Source organism: Candidatus Viridilinea mediisalina, from assembly GCF_002532535.1.
GTDB classification, from domain to species: Bacteria; Chloroflexota; Chloroflexia; order Chloroflexales; family Chloroflexaceae; genus Viridilinea; species Viridilinea mediisalina.
In genome coordinates this window covers 1-24274 of record NZ_NQWI01000021.1, presented here as the reverse complement: position 1 = coordinate 24274, position 24274 = coordinate 1, and the positions used below count along the sequence as shown (strand labels likewise).

Below are 24274 nucleotides of genomic sequence, written 5' to 3'. Positions count from 1 at the left end.
GCGAAGCGGCGCGGGCTTTCCGTCCTCGCGTCTTCGCGTCTTCGTGTCCTCGCAAACGGCAACGTGCCTACGAACTATCCCTTAGCTGTCAAGGCTTACAATGCCCCGGCGCACGGCGTAGCGGATCAGGTCGAGGGGCGTATGTAAGCCGAGCTTACGCATCATACTGGCACGATGGGTATCTACGGTGCGGACACCGATCATGAGGCGTTCAGCAATTTCGGCGCTGGTCATGCCTTGGGCAGCGAGGTAGAGAATCTCACGCTCGCGTGCAGTGAGGGTCTCGTAGAGATCAAGGGTTGTTTCGGCAGTTTGGCTCACATAGGCATCAAGAGCCTTTTCGGAGAGGGGCGGGCTGAGGTAGCGTCGTCCGGAGGCGGCCTGTTGGAGGGCATAGACAAAATCGTTAGACATAGCCTCTTTCAGGACATAGGCGGTGACCCCGATGCGCAGAGCTTCACGCACGTAGGATTCATCGGCGTGCATGGAGAGGATGACGATTTTGGTTTGGGGAGCGTTCTGACGGGCTTGGCGTGCGACTTCAAGGCCACTCAATCCGGGCATCATGAGGTCTACAACAAGCAGCATTGGTTGTAGGCGTTCAACCAAGGAGAGCGCTTCGGGGCCATTGCCGGCCTCACCAACAATGGTACATTCCAATTCGCTCTCTAGGAGGGCGCGCAAGCCAGAACGCACAACGGCGTGATCGTCGGCAAGTACAATGGTTAAAGGGCTCATAGCTGCTCCTCTGCACCGCCCAACGGCAACTCAGCCAGGATGCGAGTACCCTCTCCATGACTCGACTCGACGTTTAGGTGCCCACCGGCCAAACGGACGCGCTCTTGCATCCCAGCAAGTCCACTCGAAGTATAGGAAGTGAGGGCTTGACCAACGTCAAACCCCACGCCTTCATCTACAACCTGCACGGCCAAGATGCGATCAGTCGTCCAGACTTGAACGCGAGCTTGGTTGACATGGGCATGGCGAGCGATATTGGTCAGACCTTCTTGGACAACGCGGTAGGCGGTTGCGCCAATGGCGGGGGTAACGACGCCATCAAGGCCGGCATGCTGAAAATGCACATGGATGCCGGTCTGGTCGGCATAACGGCGGGTAAACCAGACGAGGGCGGGCAGCAGGCCCAAGTCGTCGAGCATCGCCGGGCGCAGGTTGAGCGAGAGGGTACGCACCTGCGAGGTCAGTTGGTTGACTTGACGTTGGACTTGGGCAATGCGTTCACGTAGCACATCGGCGGGCATGCGCTCATTAACGGTGAGGGCGAGGCTGAGGCTTGTGAGCATTTGTCCAATCTCATCGTGCAGTTCACGGGCTAAATGGGCACGTTCGGTCTCTTGGACTGCTACGAGGCGTTCTGAGAGCGCACGCATACGTTCGCGGCCACTGCGAACCTCGTTGAAGAGGCGCGCATTCTGGATCGCAATGGCGGCTGGGGTAGAGAGTAGTTCGGCCAGATCTACATGTTCAGGGGTAAAAAAGGCTGCTTCAGCTTTATCGAGACAAAATATCCCGATGATTTGTTCGCCTGCAATCAGAGGCACGCCAAACCAATTGCGGATATGATGAAAACCGGGGCGACTACGCCAGCGGTTGGTGAGGGCTGTATCCATAATCAAGAAGCTACGGCGTCGTCTGAGGATTGGTTCAAACAGGGGGTCTTCATTCAGCGCAATTGGTTCTAGCGGTGGGCCATTGGGGTAGCCAAAGCGTTGGTAGCCGCGTGAGGCTTGCACCACGAGGTCACCACTGGAATCAAGCAGCATCACATTGGTGCTATCGAAGGGGATCAAGCGTGACAGATGTTCCAGTAGGGCGTCTATCACATGTTCGGCATCGAGGCTGCGGGTGAGGCCCATATTGGCGGAATGGAGGACTTCCGCGACATAGCGGGCGTGGCGTTCAGCATTGAGAGCTTGGCTCAAGGCCTCTTCGGTACGGCGGCGATCACTGATGTCGCGCGCAAGCCCCTCAACGAGCAGCGGTTGCCCTGCGGCATCACGCACGACGCGGTTGCGATGCTCAGTCCAGATGAAGACGCTATCCTTACGTTCCCAACGTAGCATCGTTGTGTGGCTACTATCGTTGGTATCAAGCATCGTCTGAAACAGCCCGCGATCACTGGGGTGGGTCATACGCATGATCAACTCTGGATCGGCGTAAAACTCCTCTGGGCTATAGCCGGTCATTGCGGTCACTGCCGGGCTTACATAAACAAAGACGGGGTCAGGTTCAAGCCGATAGCAGTAGACCAGATCGGCTGCATGCTCGATCAATTGGCGCAGGTGCTCGGCATCAAACTGATCGCCGGGCCGCGTCGGGTTCATGGTACATACCCCTTATCGGGCCGCGTTCAGATGTGCGGCTTGTATGTAGTATACGATCTCTAGGGACATTGTGTACAGTCTTGGGTTAGGGTTCGACCACATCCCCCCGCCGAGGGGCGTGCTCGCCCCCCAGCCTAACGGATGTGCTATAATCCACCCTCAGACAGACATGGTAAAGCGTGTGGAGCGATTGTGCCAATTCGTCCCTTTATCAAGTGGGCTGGCGGTAAGGGCCAGTTGTTGCCTGAACTGACGAGCCGGTTACCAATGCAGTTTCGGCGCTATCACGAGCCCTTTCTGGGTGGTGGGGCGCTCTTCTTTAGCTTGTCGGCGGCTGGGCGCTTGGCATCGGGGGCGCTCTTGAGTGATTATAATGCGGAGTTAATTGATTGCTATCGAGCGGTGCAACACCATGTTGAGGAATTAATTGCTGCACTGCAAGCGCATAAACCCCATGTGAGTGACAAAGAGTATTTCTATGCGGTTCGCGCTTGGGATCGCCAGCCTGGGTTTGCCCAACGCCCGCTAGTCGAACGGGCAGCCCGCACGATCTTCCTCAATCGGACATGCTACAACGGCCTCTATCGGCTCAATAATAAGCGCCAGTTTAATGTGCCTTTTGGCAACTATAAGAAGCCGCTGATTGTTGACCCCGATAATTTGCGCGAGGCGAGCCGGGTGCTGCAAGCGGCAGAGTTGCATGTCGGCGACTTTGCGCTGGTGCTAGAGCATGCCCAGGAGGATGATTTTGTCTACTTTGATCCGCCCTATGTTCCGGTGAGTGCAACAGCATCATTTACGGCCTATACCCACCAAGGCTTTGCTGAGGCCGATCAGGTGCGCTTGGCGCAGGTTTTTTTGCAACTGCTTGAACGGGGTTGCTATGTGATGCTCAGTAATTCTTATACGACCCTTGCCCGTGAACTCTATATTGGCCAGCCGGTGCATGAAGCGATTATGGCGAGCCGTAAAATCAATTGCGATGGCAAAAAACGGGGTGTGGTAGAGGAGTTAATCGTCTGTAGTTATCACGATACCTCTGTCTCCCCTTCTTCGGAGCCTTCCAAGAGCCAAGTATAGCTCACGCCGAGAATCTTATGGAGGGCAATGATCTCTGATGCATTGGGGAGCGCCTCACCATTTTCGATGCGGCTAAACTGCGTGCGGCTAACGACAACCCGTTCAAGTTCCATGCGCGCACGTAGATGCTCTTGGGTCAGATCAAGTGCGGTGCGGCGTGTGCGCACACGCACACCAATATCGCGGGCAACGGCACGCTGATTGACCAGATATTCCTCTGGAAGATCTTGGATGCGCTTGGGCATAACTTCGTTTGGTCTGTATCCAAGCGCTACCTTCTCATATACCTGCCCTTTCGTGTCCCATAGAAGGGAGTTGTTGCGATGTTTTACCTTATGTTGTCTTTTGTAACCCGAACTGCTTGACCTAATCAAGAACGCGAACGCCCATTGAGACGCCATGTTCGGCAATCTGCAATCTGCAATCTGAAATCTACAATCTGAAATCAGCGAGCCTACGGCGTAATGGTGAAGGGAATGGTCAGTTGCAATTGGCGGTCGCGGCCTTGAACGTGCATGATCCAGTTGCCGGGGATCATGTCGTCGGGGGCTTGCCACGTCCAGCGGGCTTCGCCTTGGCGGTTGGCCCGGACTTCGGCGAGTTGGCCGTGGATGTTGCGCCCGTCGGGGCCTTCGGCCCATGAATCGACGCGCTCGTAGGGGTTGAAGTCGCTAACGAAGAAGCTGAAACGGGTGCCCGCCGGGGCAGCGGCGGGTTCGACGCTGAAGCTGGGGGGCGGCACAGCTTCGATCACGAAGCTGACGCTCACATCGCGGTAACTATTGCGCCCACGGGCGGTCATGGTCCAGATGCCCGGCTCGGCGATCCGGGGAACTTCCCATGTCCATGTGGCATGGCCGTGGCGATCCACGGGGATTCTTTCGTGTACTGCCACGGGTGCGCCGCTGGCGTCAATGAACCAGTAGGACAACTCGCGGTCGTTGCTGGCCATGCCGTTGACGCTGAAGTGGAGCGTGCTGCCCGCGTGCCCAACGTTGGGGGTGACATTGGCGCTGAGGCTTGCATCAGGGCTTGGGGCGGGTGCGGGGGCTGTCTCGCTGGCGACGATGGTCAGATCGAGGATTACTTCGGTTCTACTCTCGGTGCCACGGGTAACCGCCTGCCAGCGCCCGGCTAACGCATCACTTGGGGCTGTCCATGTCCAGCGGGCGATGCCAGCGCGATCCACGGTGAGGTAGGGCGTGCCTTCGACCGCAATGCCGCGTGGATTACTGAGCCAAGCGCCTGCAACTTCACCAGGGGTGAGGCCGCCAACCGTGAAGTGGAAGGTGGTACCAGGAGCGCCAACCGCAGGCTCAACACGGCGCTCGGCGGCGGGTGGGGCGCTGCCGGTGATGGTGAAGGTGATCTCAACGAGGGCTGCCCCCGTGCGGCTGCGCGCCAGGGCACGCCAAGCCCCAGGCAGACTATCGGCAGGGGCGGTCCAACTCCAACGCAGGTAGCCGTCATCAGCCACCGTCAGCGTAGGAATATCTTCACCTTCGGGATCGATGTCGTAATCGCGCCCATCGGGGCCACGCAACCAAGGGCCAAAGCGCTCGCCGGGGGGGAGGCCGCCAACCGTGAAGTGGAAAGTGGTACCAACGGCACCAATTGCAGGCTCGGCGCGGCTTTCACGGGGGGCCGCTGGAGGGGCAATCACCGTGAAGGGTGAGGGCACTTGCAGGTTGGAGCGGCTACCACGGGCAACCGCCATCCACTGGCCGCCGGGCGCATCAAGGGGTACATCCCACGACCATTCGACCGCGCCATCGGCATTGGCACGCACAGCGGGCGAACGGGGGCGACTGAGCCCTTGGGGATCGGTAATCCAGAAGTCTACTTGCTCATTGGGGCTAAAGCCGGTTGACGTAAAGTGTACGCGCTCACCGGGGTAGACCTGCGGCCCAGCGGCGGTGACCAGCCCAACGCCACCAGTCAGCAGGAGCATAAGGACAAGCAGCAGGTTGGTTAAGCGCGTGAGAGATTGGCGTAGCATAGGTGCCTCCTAACATAGCTATGGGTGCTACGCAGGGACAAGGTGCCCAGATAGCACCTATGCATGATACGCCAAAACACACGGTTCATGGCTCATTCTAAAGGACGATTTCAGTAGTGGTGAAGATCAATCAGCCCTACTGCGAACTTCCTCCATCGCCCGATCCCTGGCTATCAAACGTGCCATAGATAGGTGTCTGCTTTTTGCGTGAAGCGGGGCGGGGGGGTAAGGGCCGTCGAATGATGTGGGGGGCGCCAAGGGGTGAGTGGTAGCGATTGGGTTCGAGCGCCCGTATTGCTTGGATGGGATCGGGATGGGGCTGGATAATTGGTCGTGGTCGCTCAAACACATGGGCTGGTGACGGCGGTGGCGGCGGTTCGACCTTGGCTACTGCGGGCGGTTCGCTGGGCAGAGCAACTAATGCGGTCGTTGCGTTAGGCAGCGGATCGCTGGCTGTCGGCTCTGGCGTGGGGGGCTCACTGAGCAGATGGGCGAGGGTGGCGGCCTCTGGTTCAACGGCTGGCGTGGGGGGCTCACTGAGCAGATGGGCGAGGGTAGTAGCCTCGGGTTCGGTGGCTGGCGCAGGGCTTGGTGGGATCGCTGCTTCAAACCCTGAGGTTGGCGTAGGGATTTCGCAGAAGGGGGCAGGTGCGGCGACTTCACGCGCTAACAGAGAAGTTTCAGCTTCAGGCAGCGTAGGCGGCGTCTCGACCTGGTGGGATGGAGGAGACACCTCAGATGGGGGCTGCGGCGCTTGAGGGGCCGGACGAGCAAGCGTATGGGTTGCATGCAGATCGCGGGCACTTGGTAGAGGCGGCAACTCACGCGTATTCGGAGGGGGCGGCAAATTGTAGAGCGCCCGGTCGTGCATGGGGCGACCCCGTGCAGCATAGAGATAGCTGAGCGCCTCTTGCTCATTGCCAAACAAGCCAATGCCACTGACCAGTTTGACAAACGGTGCAAAAACGAGCAGATGGTACTCACCGACAACAAAGGCCATATGGCCTAAATTGGGGTGATGTACAACCTGCTCGGTGCGGCGACGTGCGCCCGGTGCCCCTCCCGCAATCCGCCGCCCGTCTACCAACAGATCAAGCGGTTGCGTACTCGCATCAAGGATTGACCACAACTCAACGAAGTAACTCTCGGCTTGGTGTAGGGCTAAATAGCCCTCCATCTCGACCCAGATCAGGTCTTCATTGTGACGGGTAATAGTATAGGGCATCAAGGTGCCCTTTCTAGACCTAATCCGAAGAACCCGGTTCTTCGGGCGACTCCTGCACGGGTATGGGTAGCACCCAAACCTTTCTCAAATCGAAGTACTGCGTACAGATTATACAATTCAATTGCCTATATGTCCATAGATCGAACTAAGAAGTATTCGCTACCTGCGGTACAATTTTGTTCACTTGAGGTGAGATCTCGCAATCTTGTGTAGAGCAGGGCGCGAACATGATCTTCATGAGGTTAGGGTTCACTTCGTTACTTCGACTGAAAGGTCACAGACCTTACTCCGTGCAGGGTTACCAAACCCGAAGCGAATCGCCTGATGCTTACAGTTATCTACACAGTTGCCGCAGAGAATACAGTCATCACTGATCTGCCGTTCACTCTGCACGATACTATGCACGGGCAAACTCATCGGACAGCTACGGGTACACACTTGGCAGCCTGTACAAGCGCTCGGCGTCGTATACAATCGTAGCCTTGGCAACCGTAATGCTGCACCCAAGCGCTGGCCCACCACCATAAAGGGAGCCATCCAGCAGATCGCATGACAGAATCCTCGTCGCCCAGCGAAGACCGCTAAGCCCAGTGCGAGACCGTTGACCAGCAGGAAGATCGGATACCATGCGATCTCATTGATCGACAACCCACCTGCCAAGTTATAGAATGGATCAATCCGCGTATAACCTCCCGCACGTAGCATGAGTACGATCAGCAAGGCCATCCACAGGCTCCAGATTACCCACTTGATGCGCCCCAACCAAGATGCAACCGCTGCCGGATTGATCGGTAATGCCGCCTCTTGCAGGCCCGCTGCGGGGCAAGCCCAACCGCAATAGGCCCGCCCTAGCAATAGCGCACTCAATAGCATCAACGTAAAGACGATAAGGCTGCCACTCACCACTCCCTCAGCCGTTGCCTGCACAATCAGGTAGGGCGAAAAATAGAAGATGGTCACAGGAAAGAGGAGCCATGCTATGAGCAAGATAGTCATACGAACACGCTGACGAAGCGGACGTTGTCGTGCTTTCATCGTAATCCTTCCTTTGCAAGCCCGTAGAGTATGCCAGCAATCGTTGTTTCGATAGTTACCTGAATTTGCGCTTCAGGTAGCGGTGGCCCCACAAGAAAGAGCCCTACCATGCCATGCACTGTGGCCCAGAGTGTAAGACTGATTGCTAATGTGTCACCGGGCTGCAATACTCCCGCTGCTTGCGCTTGTGTCACGGTTAATTGCAAAACCTGGAAGGCATCCACACGTTCACTACGTTCTGCCAAGCGTTCGCGTAAAACGTCGGCGCGACGCATAAACATCAACTGGTAGTGCATCGGCTGCTCGCGTCCGAAAGCGACATAGGCTCGCCCTACTGCCGCAATGCGCTCTAGTGGATCGTGGGTTGCGGCGGCTACTGCTGCAAGCCGCCGTCCCAACTCGTTGTAGCCGTCTGACAATAAGGCCAACAGTAGAGCATCCTTGTTGGCAAAATGCAGGTAAATGGTCGCTGGACTATAACCGATCCGTTCACCCAATTGCCGCATAGAGAGACCTTCATAGCCTCTAGCAATGAACAATTCGGCTGCCGCAGCCAAAATCTTAGCCCGTAGCTCAATACGAGCCTGAGTGCGTCGTGCTGCACTCGCGCTGATCGGTGGGTCAGTTTCATTTTCGGGAGGATGCGATTTCATACCATTTCAGATTGTAGATTGCCGAACATGGCTCACTCCGACTTGAACGATGTTTATATACTGAACAGTGTTCATTTTAATCGAAGCAAGGCCACTTGACTAGCCCAATGTTGGTTAGTTTAGGTTGCGATGCGACAACGATGCTCAAGCGAGGATTATACCAATTACCCTTGAACATGCCGCATTATCAAGAACGCTCAAGCCCATTGGGACGCCATGTTCGGCAATCTACAATCGTACATGGTATTATGCTCAATCCTCCAGCTCACGCAACACCCCGCGCCGTAATTTGCCCGCAGCCGTGCGCGGCAATGCGGCCACGAAGTTGATGCGCCGGGGAACTTTGTAGGCCGCAAGTTGCGTGCGGCAGTGGGCGATCAGCGCTTCAGCCTGGGGTTTGCAGTCCGCTTTGGCCACGACGAAGGCAATGGGCACCGCCCCCCATTGGGCATCGGGTGCGCCAATCACGCCTGCCTCAGCCAGTTCAGGGTGGCTCAGTAAGGCCGCTTCCACTTCGGCAGGGTAGACATTCTCGCCCCCAGAAATGATCAGGTCGTCACGCCGATCAATGACATAGAGAAAGCCCTCATCATCGCGGTAGCCCAGGTCGCCAGTGTGCAGCCAGCCCTCCCTGAGAGCAGCGGCGGTCGCTGCTGGGTTCTGGTAGTAGCCACACGTAACCATTGGGCCCCGCAGACAGATTTCGCCCACCTGGTTGGGCGGCGCTTCCCTGTCCCCCTGCATGATCCGTAGCTCAAGCGGCAACAGGGGTTGTCCCGCCGATCCGAGTTTGCGGAGCGCCTCGTGGGGGTTGAGCGTCACCGCTTGCGAAGCAGTTTCGGTCATGCCGTAGGTCTGTACCACCGGCAACCCACGGGCGGCACAGGCTTCAAGCAGGGGCCGGGGGGCCGGGCCGCCACCAAGCAGCGCACAGCGGAAGTGGGGCGGCAAGGGGCGTGTTCCCGCCGCGTCAAGCATACGGGCCAGCATCACCGCCACAAAGGAAGCCAGGGTCACCCGTTCATGCTCAAGGGCCGCCAGGGCTGCATGGGGCTCGAAACGTTCGTGCAGCACCACCGGCATCCCGTAGATCGCGCCGCGCAGCAGGATGGAGAGCCCCCCTACGTGAAAGAGCGGAAGCAGTGCCAACCAGCGATCATCCTCGTGCAGCCCCAAATTGAGCATAGAGGCCATCGCGCTCCACCAGTGGTTGCCCGCGCTCAACATAGCCCCCTTGGGTCGCCCCGTAGTGCCGGAGGTATAGATGATCGTGTGCAGCGCATCAAGCTTGATCAGGGGCGCATCTGCTTGTGGGGATGAGGGTGGGTTATTGGGAGGCTCTGGATGGCCCTCACCCCCTTTCCCCCGCTCCCACAACGTGGGAGCGGGGGGCAAGGCATCGTAGCTTATTGCGCTCCTCTGTACTGTTTGTGGGCCAAGCTCCTCCAGCGCCACACTCTGCGGCACGCTGAGGGTCTTGGCTAGGTGGGCATGGGCTTCATCGTAGAGCAGCAGGTGCGCCCCGCAATCGCCAAGCTGCCACGCAAGCTCGGCGGCGCTCAGGCGCGTATTGAGCGGCACAAGCACCATCTGGGCGCGTGGTGCCGCATGCAGCACGGCAGCATACGGCGCACTATTGTGAGCCAAGATGGCGACCCGCATGCCTGGAGCAACCCCCAAGCCCTGCAAGCCTGCTGCCACAGCATGAGCGCGCGCATCAAGCTCGCTAAACGACCACATCGCACTGCTGCTGATGATCGCCGGACGTGCGGGGTGCAGCGCCGCCCGGCGGGCGAGCCAATCGGGAAGCTGGGTGTTGGTCATGGTTCAGGTTTTCGATTTTACAGCAGCAACCCCAATGCCAGCAGCGCCCCAAAGATCATATGCAGCTTGGCAGTGCCCCGCAGCCCCGCATTGAGCGCACGACCGCGCTGTCTACCTACGAGATCGAGCAGTTTTAGGGCTAAGGGCATGGTGAGCCAGGGCAGCAGTGAGAAGGGTGAACCCCCGCCCCAGAACCAGACCACCGGCAGGATGATGTAGGCACCCAAGACGAGCAGCGCATACTCCATGCGGGCGAAGCGCTCTCCAAAGATTACTGCCAGCGTGCGCTTGCCCGCCTTGCGGTCGGTCGGCGCATCGCGCAGATTGTTGACCACAATGATCGCTGTGACCAGCAGGGCCACCGGCAGGCTGGCCAACAAAGCCACTGGGCGCAACGCATCGCTGTGCAGGTAGTCGGTAAAGACCACTGCGACAACGCCGAAGAAGATGAAGGTGAAGATGTCGCCCAGGCCATTGTAGCCCAGCGGAAAGGGGCCGCCGGTATAGAGAATCCCAGAGGCAATGGCAAAAATGCCAACCAGCAGAATGGGCCAGCCACCCACGTAGATCAGGTAGAGGCCACAGAGCGCCGCAAGGGCGAAGCAGCCCAGCATCGCCCGACGCACGACTGCTGGGGCCAACAGGCCACTCTGGGTTACCCGTGTGGGCCCCAGCCGTTCACTCGTATCGGCCCCCTTTTGGTAATCGAAGTAGTCGTTGGCGAGATTGGTGCCAATCTGGATCAGCAGCGCAGCCACGAGGGCCGCCAAAAAAGCCAATGGGCGCAGCATGCCATCCGCTAGGGCTGTCGCCGTACCCACCAACACCGGCACCACCGCAGCGGGCAAGGTTGGCACCCGCACCGCCATCAGCCAGACCTGGGATGGCGTAGGAGTCGTCTTTAGCGTCATATGCATGGTGAGGGGGCGTGCGGGAACGCGGTTCCCGCGCTCCCGCTACAACTTCTCAGTCACCACTTTTGCCTGGGTAAAGAGCCCCACATAGTCCGGCCCACCGGCCTTACTATCGGTACCCGACATGTTGAAGCCACCGAAGGGCTGTACGCCAACCAACGCCCCTGTACACTTACGGTTAATGTAGAGATTGCCTACGTGGAACTCATCATAGGCGCGGGCAATGTGGGCAAAATCTTGTGAATAGAGCCCGCCGGTCAGCCCATACTCGGTATTGTTGGCAATGCTCAACGCATGTTCAAAGTCGTCGGCTTTGATGATCGCCAGCACCGGGCCAAAGATCTCCTCTTGGGCCAAACGGGCATCAGGGGCAATATCGGCAAAGACCGTAGGATTGATGAAGTAGCCTCCATCCTTGAGCAGTTCGTGGTCAACCACTTCGCCACCACAGATGAGGCGACCCTCTTCTTGGCCCAGGGCGATATAGCCACTAATCTTATTGAAAGCAGCCTTATCCACCACCGCGCCCATAAAGGTTTCAGGGGCGGTCGGGTTGCCCAACTTGAGCGCACGGGTACGTTCAGCGATGCGTTCGACCATGGTATCGTAGACACTCGCCACAATGATCGCCCGCGAGCATGCGCTACACTTTTGGCCTTGGAACCCAAAGGCGGAAGCGACAATTCCAGCAGCAGCGGCTTCGAGGTCGGCGCTCTCATCAACAATAATCCCGTCCTTGCCGCCCATTTCGAGGATGGTACGTTTGATCCAGAGCTGACCAGGCTGGCGGATGCTGGCACGCTCATTGATTCGCAGTCCCACCTCTTTGGAGCCAGTAAAGCTCACAAAGCGCGTCAGCGGATGGTCTACCAACAGATCACCCACAGCAGCCCCTGAGCCTGGCAGGTAGTTCACAACCCCGGAGGGCAAGCCTGCTTCTTCAAGCAACTCCACGAGCTTGGCGGCAATCACCGGAGCGACACTGGAGGGCTTGAGGACAAGCGTATTCCCAACCACTAATGGTGCAATCACAAGGCCGGTGGTAATTGCCAAGGGGAAATTCCAGGGCGGAATAGCCAACCCGGCCCCCAGCGGGATATAGTTGAGCGAATTGCTCTCACCGGGCCATGGGAGCAGCGGCTGGCTCGTCGCTTGATGGTGCAAGGCTTGGCGCGCATAGTACTCGGCAAAATCAATCGCCTCCGCCACATCGGCATCAGCCTCAACCCAACTCTTACTCACCTCATAGACCAGCCACGCCGCCAATTCCTCCTTGCGGCGGCGCATGAGCGCAGCGGCACGCAGCACAATCCGCACGCGGTCTTCAACCGGCACCCGCCGCCACTGGGCAAAACGGGCATGGGCCACCTCAACTGCCCGGGCCGCCAGTTCGGGCGTAGCCTTACTCACATAGCCTACCACCTTGGTTGGTTCCGCCGGACAGAGCGAAGCAATGGTCTCCTCAGTACTAATCCGCTCGCCATCAATAACCAGCGGATAGCGCACCCCCAGTTGTCCATTGACACTCCGCAGCGCACGCTGCATCCCAGCGCGGCGCTCAGAAGAGGAAAAATCACCAAATGGTTCATTACGATAGACAGGTACATTCATACATATGCTCCATGCCACGAGATACCAATGACCGTTGAACATGCTGCATCAGCAACAGCGTGAAAGCAGTCATGTTCGGCAATCTACAATCTACAATCTACAATCTGAAATACCATTAGCGGGAAGCGCAAAGGAGCAACTCCTTCGCACCTCCCGCCACATGGTAACGTTAATCTAGGTTGCAACAATGCAGGCGCTAGGCTTCAGCCGTTTCAACCTCTTCAGCTTCAACCTCGCCCTCATCCCCCAGTTCAAGCAACCCTCCCTCGCCCAACTGATCTTCCGCAATTTGGCGCAATGCGGTGAAGAGTTCAACATCAAGGATAACGCCTGTGGGGTAGCCCTTCTGGGTGACGATGATCGGCTGATGGTTGGCGCGTGAGCGTTTGATCAACGCAGCCAGTGATGAGGCAGCTTTTGAAATGGGTACAACACCCTGCTTCAAATCAACATCCAACGTGTACTTCTTGATATCTACCATTGTCGAGCCTCCGCATAAACAAATACGTGACGTGCAAGAGTTAGCCTGAAAGTCGTCTAAGAGTGTGAGTTAAGCTCCTCTAGGCAATATCCACTGCTATTCTCTGTAACCTAGCGCATACCAGTGGAAGTGCCAGAGTTCACTTGCGAAAGGCGACATTCTTTTTAATCATGCCTACGCCACAAGGATACAGATACATTCTACTACAGATCTTGCTTGTTGTGAATGCAAATCATCATCTCACCACACAATTAATCATATCTGTTTGGAATGATCAGAGTGTGATTTAGATATGTATGTGCCCGTGTTGAACGGCATAGGAACATGGCACATACAGCAACATGCTCCAAGTGCTACCGAAGCTCAAGATTGCGGCTTTGTTCGGGTATCGGCAAGATGCGTGCCATCAATGGCTTACGCTTGTGGGCCGCAAGGGATGGGTTCAGGACACTTTACAGTTTCCGCTATTAGGTAGTGCCGACTTATGGTCTTCCAGAAATTAATCCGGTGTCGCGGCACGGACTAGACCTGATAGATATGCCAGATCTGCGAGGTCTGGTTAGCGGATTATTTACTGGAAGACCATTAGTCGGCACTACGACGGTAACGCTGAGGTCGCCGACACCCCCCGGATGCCGACTAAAGTCTGCGCTACGACGGTAAAGCTGAGGTTACCAACACCCCCCCGGATGCCGACTAAAGTCGGCACTACGACGGTAAAGCTGAAAGGCTGTTTCTGAAACCATCCCTTAGATCAACACCACCCGCTCCCGTAATTCCGCACTCAACATGCGGGTTGCATTACGGGTATCTACCACACCAGGGGCCAGTTCAACAATACGCTGATAGGGGAAGGCGCTGTGGTTTGTAATGATAACAGCACAATCACAACTGCCTAAGAGTTCATCGGTGAGTGGTGTGGTCTGATAGACCTCACCAGCATGGCTTACAAAAGAATCAATGTGAGGATCACATGTAATCACCGTGGCCCCATCAGCCACCAACAGATCCATCACCTTGAAGGCGGGCGATTCGCGGTAGTCGTCCACATCGGGCTTGTAGGCTACCCCCAATAACAACACGGTAGAACCATTGAGCGCTTTGCGCTGCCGGTTGAGCACCCGTACCACCAGATCGTGAACGTGGCGCGGCATCTGGGTGTTGATCTCGCCCGCTAACTCAATAAAGCGTGTCACCAGATCATAGGCTCGCGCCTTCCATGTGAGGTAGAAGGGATCAATCGGGATGCAGTGGCCCCCCAAGCCCGGCCCCGGCGTGAACTTCATGAAACCATAGGGTTTCGTTGCCGCTGCATCAATCACCTCCCAGACATTGAGGTTCATGCGATCACAGAGCAGTGCCAGTTCATTGACCAAGGCGATGTTCACGGCACGGAAGATGTTCTCGAAGAGTTTGGTTAGTTCCGCAGCAGCGGGTGAAGAGACCTCCACGACCTGGCTGGTTATCTGGCGATAGAATGCACTCGTCAGCTTCGTACAGGCTGCGGTAACCCCGCCAACCACCTTGGGCGTATTATCAACCCCGAAGCCCTGACTGCTCGTTTGGCCCGGGTCGATCCGTTCTGGCGAAAAGGCCAAAAAGTAGTCGTGCCCCACCACCAGTCCGCGCTCATCCAAGATTGGCTGCACAACTTCGCAGGTTGTCCCTGGATAGGTCGTACTCTCAAGGATCACCAAATGACTAGGACGCAAACTCTGGGCAATATCCCGCGTAGCCGCTTCAATATAGCTAAGATCGGGGTCGCGTGTCTGGTTCAGCGGCGTTGGCACACAGATCACCAACAGGTCGCACTCAGCCATCCGCTCAATAGCGTTGCTGGCCTCTAGGTTCCCATTGGCCCGTAGCTGCCCCAACGCTTCCGAGGTGACATCACCAATGTAGCTTTCGCCCGCATTCAACTGGGCAACCCGTTCAGGGCTTACATCAAAACCGAGGACACGAAAACCTTGGGCCGCTGCGCGTACCGCAAGGGGTAAGCCCACATAACCCATCCCGATCACCCCCACCACCGCGTCACACGCCTCAAGCTTCGCTTGGAGCGCCGCTTCGTAGCTTGTCATGGTACGTTGTTCCTTAACATTCTGCTGATCCGTCGCTTCAAGATTATCACCATGCTTCTTTCATGTGTCAATCGGGTAGGAGTATGTCAAACCTGATGGTATCATAGGGGTATGACTGGAATCTGTAGAGCGGTGCCCTACACCCCCTTGGACGGGGGGAGGATGCGAGGGAACCAGGTTCCCTCGCGCACCCTAACCTACACATTTTGGTCACACCCGTATCATGGAGCAGTAGATGTGAGTTATGGATGTGCCCTGCATCTCGCGTCTTGCCGCTCGCTTTCCTAACTGCCCCCTATGCAACGCCTATTCCCCCAAGCTTTTGTGCCCGCTGAGGCTGATGATCCCCTTGTTGCGTGGCGTCAACGCACGACCCAGTGGCTAGTGCGCTTCATGCTGCTGCTGCTTCCGTTCTTTGGTTTGGATCTGCTACACAATCTGGCGCTTGAGCGTTGGGTGATTGTGATCAATCGGGTGGTGTCGATCGCAATCATCCTTGGCTTAGCCTTTACTCCAAAGCTCGACTATCGTTTTCAGAGCTGGGTTATCGTGCTGCTCATGTTAACCAGTGGCATTGTGGGTGTGATCAACTTTGGCCTCTTTGGGGCTACCACGCTGATCACCGTGGTAAGTATGATCTTGGCGCTGCTCTTGCTTGGGGCCCGTGCCGCCCTGTTGGTGGGTCTACTCTTTGCGCTGAGCCAAGCGATCATTTTTGCCTCCTTTGCTCTAGGTCTGATGGCCTACCCCTATGGCTCGATCCTGCGTGCCACTGAGGGCATGCGTCTGCTCAACAACTGGTTTATCCATATCTCCATCTCGGCCACGCTCGCCCTGCTGGTCGCCTCAATGGTCAAATCCTTCCAAGCCAGTCTCGCCGCGAATCGCAAGGCTTACTTGGAGTTGCAGCAGGTCAATGCGAACCTTGATGCCACCGTTGATCAGCGTACCGCTGAGTTGCGTGAGGCCGTCGCTCTGCTCAAGGCTACGCAGTGTGTTGCTCAGGTTGGTGGTTTTACCTATGTGTCTAGCCAGCAGCAGATTGTCTGTACCGAAGAACTCTACCGCATCCATGAAGTTCCCATTGGAACGGTGGTTGATGTTGCTTTGATTGAACAGCTCTATCCGGGCCAGGCATGGACGGATCTGCGTGTCTCCTTTGAAGCGTTGGAAACGCAGGGAACCGCCTTTGAACTTGAATTGCCTGCACGTACCCTGACGGGGCGCTCCATCTGGGTACGCATGAGTGGCGCAGCACTGAAGATTGGCGAACATGTGCGCTGTATCGGCACCGTCCAAGATATTACGCCCCATAAGCATGCGGCTGAGGAGTTGGCCCATGCCCGCGATGCGGCTGAAGCTGGGGCACGCGCTAAGGCCGAGTTTCTGGCCACGATGAGCCACGAGCTACGTACACCGCTCAATGCGATTATTGGCATGACCGAGTTGCTCCAAGATACCCAACTTGATGAAGAACAACAACTCTACGCCAATACGATTAGCAGCGGTGGTAAAGCCTTGCTTGCCCTGATCAACGATATTCTCGATCTCTCGCGTATCGATGCGGGCCGTCTGGAGTTGGAGGAAGTTCACTTTGAGTTGCCCAGCTTTCTCGCTTCACTCATCCATTTGGTGGCCCATCAAGCCCATCAAAAACATTTGGCCCTACACTGGAGCTATGATCCCGACCTGCCCCAATGGGTCACTGGCGATGAGCATCGCCTCCGCCAGATTTTGCTCAATCTGCTTACCAATGCGCTTAAGTTTACCAACCAGGGCGAAGTCCTCCTCCATGCCAGTGCCGGAGTAGAGGCTGGAACGATCCAATTCCATGTGCGTGATACTGGCATCGGCATCAGCCCAGAGCAACAACAACGCATCTTTGCGCCCTTTGAGCAGGCCGATAGCAGCACGGCTCGGCGCTATGGCGGCAGTGGACTGGGCTTGGCGATTAGTCATAAACTCGCCACCCTCATGGGTGGGCAGCTTACCCTTCAGAGTGAGGTCAATCTGGGCAGTAGCTTTACGCTCACCCTGCCTTTGCCCCACACCATCGCACACGAGCTAGAAGCTCCTCAGCCTGCAGAACTGCTGCCTCAAGCGCCGCTCAGAATTCTGGTCGCAGAAGATAATCCGGTCAACCAAATCCTGATCCTGCGCATCCTAGAGCACTTGGATCACCAAGTGACTATAGTTGAGAATGGCTCTGCGGCGCTTAAAGCGGTGCAAGCCCAGCCCTACGACCTTGTCCTCATGGATATTCAGATGCCCGAGATGGACGGCCTTACTGCCACGCGCCAGATTCGTGCCCTTGGGAATCAGATTCAGCAGCCGCGCATCATCGCCCTCACCGCCAATGCTTTTGCGCATGATCGCCAGCAGGCTCTTGCCGCCGGTATGGACGACTTCTTGAGTAAGCCGTTGCAACCTCAAACGCTCTGGCAGGCGCTCCAGCGGCAGAACTTCAAGCCCACTGAACCTGCGTCTAACCCAACCCCAGACGTGATCAACTGGGCTATGTTTGAGGCTACGATCACGACGATGAGCCAACAGGGTTCCAAGCTAATCGCAACCATGCTCCAGATCTTCGAGCATGAGCTACCCGAACGCATTACGCTGATCGAAACGCTGCTGGCAACCAATGACCGTGCCCAACTCCAACGCGAAGCCCACCGCCTCCATGGTGCCGCGTTGCAACTAGGCGCCCAAGCCCTCGCTGTCCTTTGCGCCCAGATCGAGCATGCTGCCCCAGATCTAGACCTAGCTCCCCTTGTGGGTCAACTCCGGCCCTGCCTTGAGGCGAGCCAAGCGGCACTGCGCGAGCGTGGCGTTGGGGATTGAACCATAGAGGCACAGAGAACACAGAGGAAGGTTTCAGAAGCTGTTTGAAAAGCCGGGGAGCACACGCTGGAGTGCCGGCTTTAGCCGGCTAAAGCCGGCACTCCAACTTACGAGGACGCGTGAGGCGAAGCCCTCGCCGCTTCGCCTCACGCGTCCTCGCGTCCTCGCGTCCTCCCACGGCTGAACCATCCCTCAAAACTCTCTGTGTCCTCGGTGCCTCTGTGGTTCAACCCTCTGGTATCTCTCCTCGCCTCTGTGGTTCAACCCTCTGGTATCTCTTCTCACTCACCCAAGGGCCGCCTGTAACCCCGCCACCGCATCCGCCACCGACTGGTTCGGATTATAGACCGCCGAGCCAACCACAACCACATTGGCCCCGGCGTCGCGCACGGCGGGCAGGTTGCTGGTGTTGACGCCGCCATCCACCTGGATGAGCCGATCAGGGCAACCGCGTGCTACGCAGAGTTGGCGTAGGCGGGCGATCTTGTCAACGCTTGAAGGGATGAAGCGCTGCCCGCCATAGCCCGGGTTGACACTCATCAGCACCACTAGGTCGAGATCGGGTAGCAACTCCTCAATGCTGCTCAGCGGTGTTGCTGGATTGAACGCCACCCCCGCCTTGCAGCCCAATCCATGGATCATCTGAACCGCACGATGAGCATGGTGCGTTGCCTCAATATGGAAACTGATGTAGTCACACCCCGCTGCGGCAAAAGCCTCAATGTAGCGCTCCGGTTCTTCAATCATCAAGTGGGCATCCACCACCGCACCATGGCGTTTGGCCAACGGACTGATTGACTTCACCACCATCGGCCCAAAGCTGAGATTGGGCACAAAGCGTCCATCCATAATATCAAGGTGTAACCAACGAATCCCCGCTTCAAAGGCAGCCTCAAGCTCGGCCTCCAAGCGGGCGAAATCGGCAGTAAGAATTGAAGGAGCTAAATGCATAGGGTTTCTTCTTTCTACGTTGGCGGCTGCGCCACCAAAACGGAACAAAAAGAGTCTTTTGTTAGGGATGGTTTCTGAAAGCGGAAGGTTGCTTTACAATGTAGCGAGGATGCGTGAGGCGAAGTGGCGAGGGCTGCGCGTCCTCGCGTCCTCGCGTCCTCGCGTCCTCGCGTCCTCGCGTCCTCGCGTCCTCGTTGCGAGGATGCGTGAGGCGAAGCGGCGAGGGCTGCGCGTCCTCTTTCCTACCTCCTACCTCCTACCTCCTCTTTCCTACCTCCTACCTCCTACCTCCTACCTCCTACCTCCTACCTCCTACCTCCTCTTTCCTACCTCCTCTTTCCTACCTCCTACCTCCTACCTCCTACCTCCTACCTCCTACCTCCTACCTCCTACCTCCTCTTTCCTACCTCCTACCTCCTACCTCCTACCTCCTACCTCCTACCTCCTAACATGCCGCACACCCTCCGCGCCAGCCACAAAAAGATCCTTGGTCATCTCAATGAACAGGCCATGTTCCACAATCCCAGCGCGGCACTTGAGGGTTGTTGCAAGCTGCGCCGGGTCACTGAGGGGCCCAAAGGCACAATCAAGAATGTAGTTGCCCTGATCAGTCACAAAGGCTTCACCTGCCGCAGTGCGTCGTAGCTTCACCTCAGCCCCTAGCTCGCGCAGGAAACGTGCGCTCGCCTCAACCCCAAAGGTGACCACTTCCACCGGCAGGGCAAAGTTGGTACCCAGTGCGGGCGAGAGCTTGGCTTCGTCTACAATGATCACCTGGCGCTTAGTCGCTTGGGCCACCATCTTTTCGCGCAGGAGCGCCCCGCCGCCGCCTTTGATCAGATTGAGTTGCGGATCAACCTCATCGGCTCCGTCAATCGTTAGATCAATTGTCGCACAGCTATCCAAGGTAGCAAGGGGAATCCCCAAACGCTGGGCTTCCGCCTCGGTCCACGCAGCACAGGGCACGCCCACAATCTCACGCAACGCACCTGCTTGCAGTAGCGCCGCAATACGTTGCAACGCAAAAGCCGCCGTACTGCCAAAACCCAACCCCACCACCATGCCCGGTTCAATCAGCGCCACCGCTGCATTCGCCGCCTGACGCTTCAGTTCATCCCGCGAGGGTGTTTCCACAACAACTCTCCTTGCCGCTACCCGATCCTCCACGCGATTGTACCAGAATTTTTTGGCCGAGCCGTAGGGCTTGGGGCGCAGCCCCACAGAAGTCATCGGGATCATGTGATACCATATGGTAACTGACCCCAAGATAACCCAAGGAGGAACCCTCGACGTGTCTTGGCCACGCATTCGGCAATGGATTATCAATCACGACGACAGCACCCTCTTCAATATCCTCTACATTGGCTTCGCCTTGGTGCTGAGTATTACCCTGGGCCTCTTCTGGTTGGTGGCGGTGGTGGGGGTACACGCCCTCTTTGAAATCTATCGCCAGCATCAGCGCAGTGGCGATTGGGGGTTTGCGCTGGCTGAGATGATCTGGGAGTTGAAACTCGACTTTGGTCTGATCATCTTCGCCTTCGCCTTGGCCATCTACTTGGAGTATATCTTTGGTGTGGCCGGTCTTGCGGCGGGTAGCCGTGTGGCGGCCCAGTCGGCGGGCCGCATGACCCAAGCGAGTAATCGCATCATTCTGTGGCAGCGGCTCATCCGCGGCTTCTTTCTGTCACTCGATGATATTGGCCTTGCCCTGCGCGCCTTTGGGTCGCGTATGCGCGGCAAGAAGCAAGCCCCCGCCCAAGCCGCAGAGTCTGGGGTTGTAGCGCAGCAAGAGGAAGTCCAAGCAGCCCCTCAGCCGACCACCGATCCTGCCGCAGAAGCCGACGAGCCACCAACCCACACCTCTTGGCGTGGTGCCTATAGCCGCGCTGATTATGCAATCCTTGGCTTTGGTGGCATCTGCTTGGTACTCATTGCTGTTGCTCCGCCGATTATTGGTTCGACCTATGCCGATGTTTGGGGCGTGATTGTTGCAGAGATGCGCCCCTTCCCAGAGTAGTGTGGAGGTATGGTTATGCGCCATGTGCGCGCCCTGATGTTGGGTGTTGCGTTGCTTGCGTTGGTGGTGGCTGGGCTCGGCTACCTCGCCTTGGGTGAAATTCGCGCCCCCGCAGCAACGAGCGGTCAACCAGTGGAGTTTGTCGTCGCTCACGGAGCGAGTACGTCTGAGATTGCTACCCGGCTGCGCTCTGAAGGGCTCATCCGGCAGCCGGTACTCTTTACTATGTTGAGCCGTATGCAAGGGCTCGATGCGCAACTCCACTCTGGTCGCTTTGTGCTCAGCCCAACTATGAATATGAGCCAGATTCTGATTGCCCTCCAAAGCAATCGCATTGATGATATAGCCGTGACCCTGCGTGAGGGCTTGCGCCTTGAAGAGGTTGCGGACATCTTGGCGCAGGCCGAGATTGTTGAGGCGGAACTCTTTCTGGCTGCGGCCCGCGATGCTGAACGCTTCCGTGCCCAATATTTTCTCCTGAACCAGTTGCCCCCCGATGCCACCCTTGAGGGCTATCTCTTTCCCGATACCTACCGCTTCTACCGCGATGCGGAGCCTGATGTGATCATTCGTACCATGCTCGACCGCTTTGTAGAGCAGTATGCAACGATTGAACGCAATGTCCAAGTGCCTGATGTCAGTGTCCATCAGTTGGTCACGATGGCTTCGATTGTGCAGCGTGAGGCCGCACTTGAGTCCGAGATGCCGTTGATTGCGGGGGTCTTCTGGAATCGCTTGAAGCCAGAATATGCCCCCATTGTCGGCGGGGGCCAATTGGGCGCTGATGCGACCGTGCAGTATGCCTTGGGCTTCAGTGAAGACGAAGCGACCTGGTGGCGCAAGGAGCTTACCTTCGACGATCTGCAAATTGATAGCCCGTACAATACGCGCAACCGCGCTGGATTGCCCCCCGGTCCCATCGCCGCCCCCGGCCTCGCTGCCCTCACCGCCGCCGCTCAACCCGATGACGCCGCTGGCTACCTCTTCTTCGTGGCTAGTTGCGAACGCGATGGGAGCCATAAGTTCGCCGCTTCGTTTGATCAGTTCCTGAGCTATGAAGCGGAATGGCTTGCGTGCCAGTAGATCTGTAAGGGTCATTGGGGCTCCGCCCCACCGCGCCGCTGGCTGAGCCTGTCGAAGCCAAGCGGCGCACTCCTCCGCCGCCCCGCACCCCTCAGAAACTACGCTATAATGCCCCTGTCTATCGGAAGTACTGAGGAAGGAAGAGTATGCCCCTGCGAACTCCCCCTGCCGGAGAGATCATTACGATCAAAGACGGTTCGCTGATTGTCCCTGATCGACCAATTATTCCTTTTGTCGAGGGTGATGGGACTGGCCGCGATATTTGGCGTGCCAGTGTTCGGGTCTTTGATGCTGCTGTGGCTAAGGCTTACGGCGGAAAACGTCAGATTGTTTGGCATGAGGTTCTCGCTGGTGAGAAAGCGTTTCGTGAGACCGATAATTGGCTGCCCGATGAGACGGTTGAGGATTTTAAGCGCTACCTCGTTGGGATCAAGGGTCCCTTGACTACGCCTATTGGCGGTGGTATCCGTTCGCTTAATGTCGCCCTGCGCCAACTCCTCGATCTCTATGTCTGTCTGCGCCCAGTTCGTCACTTCACTGGCGTGCCCTCCCCGGTGCGTAACCCCGAAAAGGTGGATATGGTGATCTTTCGTGAGAATACGGAGGATATCTACACCGGGATCGAGTATCGCGCTGGTACGCCTGAAGTGGAACGCATCCTCCAGTTCTTTGCCGAGACCTATCCCAGTGATTTTCAGAAGATCCGCTTTGGAACGGTCGCCAAAACCGATGAGTTCCTTAGTATGATTGGTGCTGCACCTGAGCATAAGGTGGAGTTGGGGATTGGGATTAAGCCGGTCAGCCGCGTTGGTACCGAGCGCCTCGTTGGAGCCGCTATTCAGTATGCGATTAACTTTAAGCGCAAGAGTGTCACGCTTGTGCATAAGGGCAATATCCAGAAGTTTACTGAGGGTGCCTTCCGCGATTGGGGCTATGAGTATGCCGAACGCGCCTTTGGTGACTATGTCTATACCTGGGCTCAGTGGGAGCGCACCAAGGCGGCTGAGGGCGAAGCTGCGGCTAACGCCGAGCAGCAGGCGGCCCTCGATGCGGGTAAGATTCTGATCAAGGATGCGATCTCCGATATTGCGCTCCAACAGGTACTCACCCGCCCCGATGAGTTTGATGTGATTGCAACCCTCAACCTCAATGGCGACTACCTCTCCGATGCGCTGGCGGCTCAAGTGGGCGGTATCGGGATTGCGCCTGGTGGTAACATCAACTATGTCACTGGCCACGCCATCTTCGAGGCTACCCACGGCACTGCGCCCAAGTACGCCGATCTCGATCAGGTTAACCCCGGCTCGGTGATCCTTTCGGGCGATATGATGCTGCGCTACATGGGCTGGATTGAGGCCGCCGATCTGATTATTGCCGCCCTTGAGCGTACTATCGGCCAGAAGATGGTCACCTACGACTTTGCCCGCCTCATGCAGGGGGCCAAGAAGGTGAAGACTTCGGAGTTTGCCGATGCGATGATCGCCAATATGGATCGCGTCATTGGCGAGCAACTCGAAAGCCATCACGCCGTTGGCCCTGAGTTGGTGCGCCCGGTTGAGGTTACCCCCTACCCGCGTCTCTCCGTAGGTGCCCTCATGACCCGTGGCGTTGTTGCGGTCTCCGGTAGTGCCCCTGTCAGCGATACCACCCACCTCATGCGTTCGCGTGGCATCACTAGCGTCGTCGTTGAACCCGACAGCAGCGGCACCTGGGGCATCATGACCATGCGTGATGTGCTGAAGAAGATTGTGCTTGAAGAGCGCGATCTTGCAGGTGTTACCGTGGAAGCGATTGCTACCCGCCCGCTTATCACCGTATCGCCCGATTTGACGCTCAAAGAGTGCGCCAACCTCATGCTTGAGCAGAATATTCGCCGCGTTGTGGTCGCCCAAGATGGCGAACCGATTGGGATTATTAGCGAGACCGACATCTTCCGTTTTGTTGAGGAGAGTCGTTAGAGGCTGTCTGAAAAGTTTGTTAGCGCGAAGAAGCCCTGGGCCGCGCCGCTTGGCTTCGACAGGCTCAGCCAGCGGCGCGGTGGCGCGGTGGCGCGGTGGCTGAGCTTGTCGAAGCCAGCTTGTCGAAGCCAGCTTGTCGAAGCCAGCTTGTCGAAGCCAGCTTGTCGAAGCCAGCTTGT

19 protein-coding genes are annotated in these 24274 nt (G+C 57.3%); 5 read left to right on the top strand and 14 right to left on the bottom strand.

Annotated elements, in window-relative coordinates; all coding sequences use genetic code 11:
* Positions 1 to 81 precede the first annotated feature (81 nt).
* Both CJ255_RS06930 and CJ255_RS06925 read right to left on the bottom strand, forming a co-directional pair.
* Positions 82 to 738: a response regulator gene (locus CJ255_RS06930; RefSeq protein ID WP_097643358.1), complete on the bottom strand. Its 657-nt coding sequence runs from the start codon at positions 736 to 738 to the stop codon at positions 82 to 84.
* Positions 735 to 2342 (bottom strand): PAS domain-containing sensor histidine kinase, encoded by a 1608-nt coding sequence (locus tag CJ255_RS06925; RefSeq protein WP_097643357.1) that lies wholly within the window; start codon positions 2340 to 2342, stop codon positions 735 to 737. The genes CJ255_RS06930 and CJ255_RS06925 overlap by 4 nt, the downstream gene beginning before the upstream one ends.
* Positions 2343 to 2534: 192 nt before the next feature.
* On the opposite strand from CJ255_RS06925, the gene CJ255_RS06920 reads away from it, so the two are divergent.
* Positions 2535 to 3422, top strand: coding sequence for a DNA adenine methylase (locus CJ255_RS06920; RefSeq protein ID WP_097643356.1), 888 nt, complete (start codon positions 2535 to 2537; stop codon positions 3420 to 3422).
* Here the strand turns inward: CJ255_RS06920 and CJ255_RS23410 are convergent.
* The 10 genes from CJ255_RS23410 to CJ255_RS06875 all read right to left on the bottom strand — a co-directional run bounded on the left by CJ255_RS23410 (position 3371) and on the right by CJ255_RS06875 (position 15245).
* On the bottom strand, positions 3371 to 3667 hold the full coding sequence (locus CJ255_RS23410; protein ID WP_165774598.1) for a helix-turn-helix domain-containing protein: 297 nt from the start codon (positions 3665 to 3667) through the stop codon (positions 3371 to 3373). The two genes, CJ255_RS06920 and CJ255_RS23410, sit on opposite strands and share 52 nt — an antisense overlap.
* Positions 3668 to 3876: 209 nt before the next feature.
* Complete coding sequence (locus CJ255_RS23405; protein WP_165774597.1) at positions 3877 to 5421, bottom strand: hypothetical protein; 1545 nt, start codon at positions 5419 to 5421, stop codon at positions 3877 to 3879.
* 136 nt (positions 5422 to 5557) lie between these two features.
* Positions 5558 to 6646, bottom strand: coding sequence for a hypothetical protein (locus CJ255_RS24380; protein ID WP_245863231.1), 1089 nt, complete (start codon positions 6644 to 6646; stop codon positions 5558 to 5560).
* A 249-nt stretch (positions 6647 to 6895) separates the two neighbouring features.
* Complete coding sequence (locus CJ255_RS06905) at positions 6896 to 7681, bottom strand: 4Fe-4S binding protein (RefSeq protein WP_097643354.1); 786 nt, start codon at positions 7679 to 7681, stop codon at positions 6896 to 6898.
* Positions 7678 to 8334: a TetR/AcrR family transcriptional regulator gene (locus CJ255_RS06900; protein WP_097643353.1), complete on the bottom strand. Its 657-nt coding sequence runs from the start codon at positions 8332 to 8334 to the stop codon at positions 7678 to 7680. Before CJ255_RS06900 ends, CJ255_RS06905 begins: the two co-directional genes overlap by 4 nt.
* Positions 8335 to 8586: 252 nt before the next feature.
* Positions 8587 to 10158 (bottom strand): o-succinylbenzoate--CoA ligase, encoded by a 1572-nt coding sequence (menE, locus tag CJ255_RS06895; protein ID WP_097643352.1) that lies wholly within the window; start codon positions 10156 to 10158, stop codon positions 8587 to 8589.
* Between the two features lie 17 nt (positions 10159 to 10175).
* Positions 10176 to 11075, bottom strand: a complete 900-nt coding sequence (locus tag CJ255_RS06890; protein WP_097643351.1) for a 1,4-dihydroxy-2-naphthoate polyprenyltransferase — start codon at positions 11073 to 11075, stop codon at positions 10176 to 10178.
* A gap of 39 nt (positions 11076 to 11114) precedes the next feature.
* Positions 11115 to 12683 carry an L-glutamate gamma-semialdehyde dehydrogenase gene (gene pruA, locus CJ255_RS06885; protein ID WP_097643350.1) on the bottom strand — a complete coding sequence of 523 codons (1569 nt, stop codon included), beginning with the start codon at positions 12681 to 12683 and terminating at the stop codon, positions 11115 to 11117.
* A gap of 196 nt (positions 12684 to 12879) precedes the next feature.
* Positions 12880 to 13164 (bottom strand): type II toxin-antitoxin system Phd/YefM family antitoxin, encoded by a 285-nt coding sequence (locus CJ255_RS06880; protein ID WP_097643349.1) that lies wholly within the window; start codon positions 13162 to 13164, stop codon positions 12880 to 12882.
* A gap of 749 nt (positions 13165 to 13913) precedes the next feature.
* Positions 13914 to 15245 carry a nucleotide sugar dehydrogenase gene (locus CJ255_RS06875; RefSeq protein WP_097643348.1) on the bottom strand — a complete coding sequence of 444 codons (1332 nt, stop codon included), beginning with the start codon at positions 15243 to 15245 and terminating at the stop codon, positions 13914 to 13916.
* A 297-nt stretch (positions 15246 to 15542) separates the two neighbouring features.
* Here CJ255_RS06875 and CJ255_RS06870 point away from each other — a divergent pair, with 297 nt between their 5' ends.
* Positions 15543 to 18086 (top strand): ATP-binding protein, encoded by a 2544-nt coding sequence (locus tag CJ255_RS06870; RefSeq protein ID WP_097643347.1) that lies wholly within the window; start codon positions 15543 to 15545, stop codon positions 18084 to 18086.
* A 285-nt stretch (positions 18087 to 18371) separates the two neighbouring features.
* On the opposite strand, the gene rpe is transcribed toward CJ255_RS06870, so the two are convergent.
* Positions 18372 to 19037 carry a ribulose-phosphate 3-epimerase gene (gene rpe, locus CJ255_RS06865; RefSeq protein WP_097643346.1) on the bottom strand — a complete coding sequence of 222 codons (666 nt, stop codon included), beginning with the start codon at positions 19035 to 19037 and terminating at the stop codon, positions 18372 to 18374.
* Positions 19038 to 19475: 438 nt separating this feature from the next.
* On the bottom strand, positions 19476 to 20171 hold the full coding sequence (gene rpiA, locus CJ255_RS06855; RefSeq protein ID WP_245863230.1) for a ribose-5-phosphate isomerase RpiA: 696 nt from the start codon (positions 20169 to 20171) through the stop codon (positions 19476 to 19478).
* Between the two features lie 157 nt (positions 20172 to 20328).
* Here rpiA and CJ255_RS06850 point away from each other — a divergent pair, with 157 nt between their 5' ends.
* The 3 genes from CJ255_RS06850 to icd all read left to right on the top strand — a co-directional run bounded on the left by CJ255_RS06850 (position 20329) and on the right by icd (position 24095).
* Positions 20329 to 21054, top strand: a complete 726-nt coding sequence (locus tag CJ255_RS06850) for a hypothetical protein (RefSeq protein ID WP_097643345.1) — start codon at positions 20329 to 20331, stop codon at positions 21052 to 21054.
* A gap of 15 nt (positions 21055 to 21069) precedes the next feature.
* Positions 21070 to 22137, top strand: coding sequence for an endolytic transglycosylase MltG (mltG, locus tag CJ255_RS06845; RefSeq protein WP_097643344.1), 1068 nt, complete (start codon positions 21070 to 21072; stop codon positions 22135 to 22137).
* Between the two features lie 146 nt (positions 22138 to 22283).
* Positions 22284 to 24095, top strand: coding sequence for an NADP-dependent isocitrate dehydrogenase (gene icd / locus CJ255_RS06840; RefSeq protein ID WP_097643343.1), 1812 nt, complete (start codon positions 22284 to 22286; stop codon positions 24093 to 24095).
* The last annotated feature ends 179 nt before the right edge of the window (positions 24096 to 24274 follow it).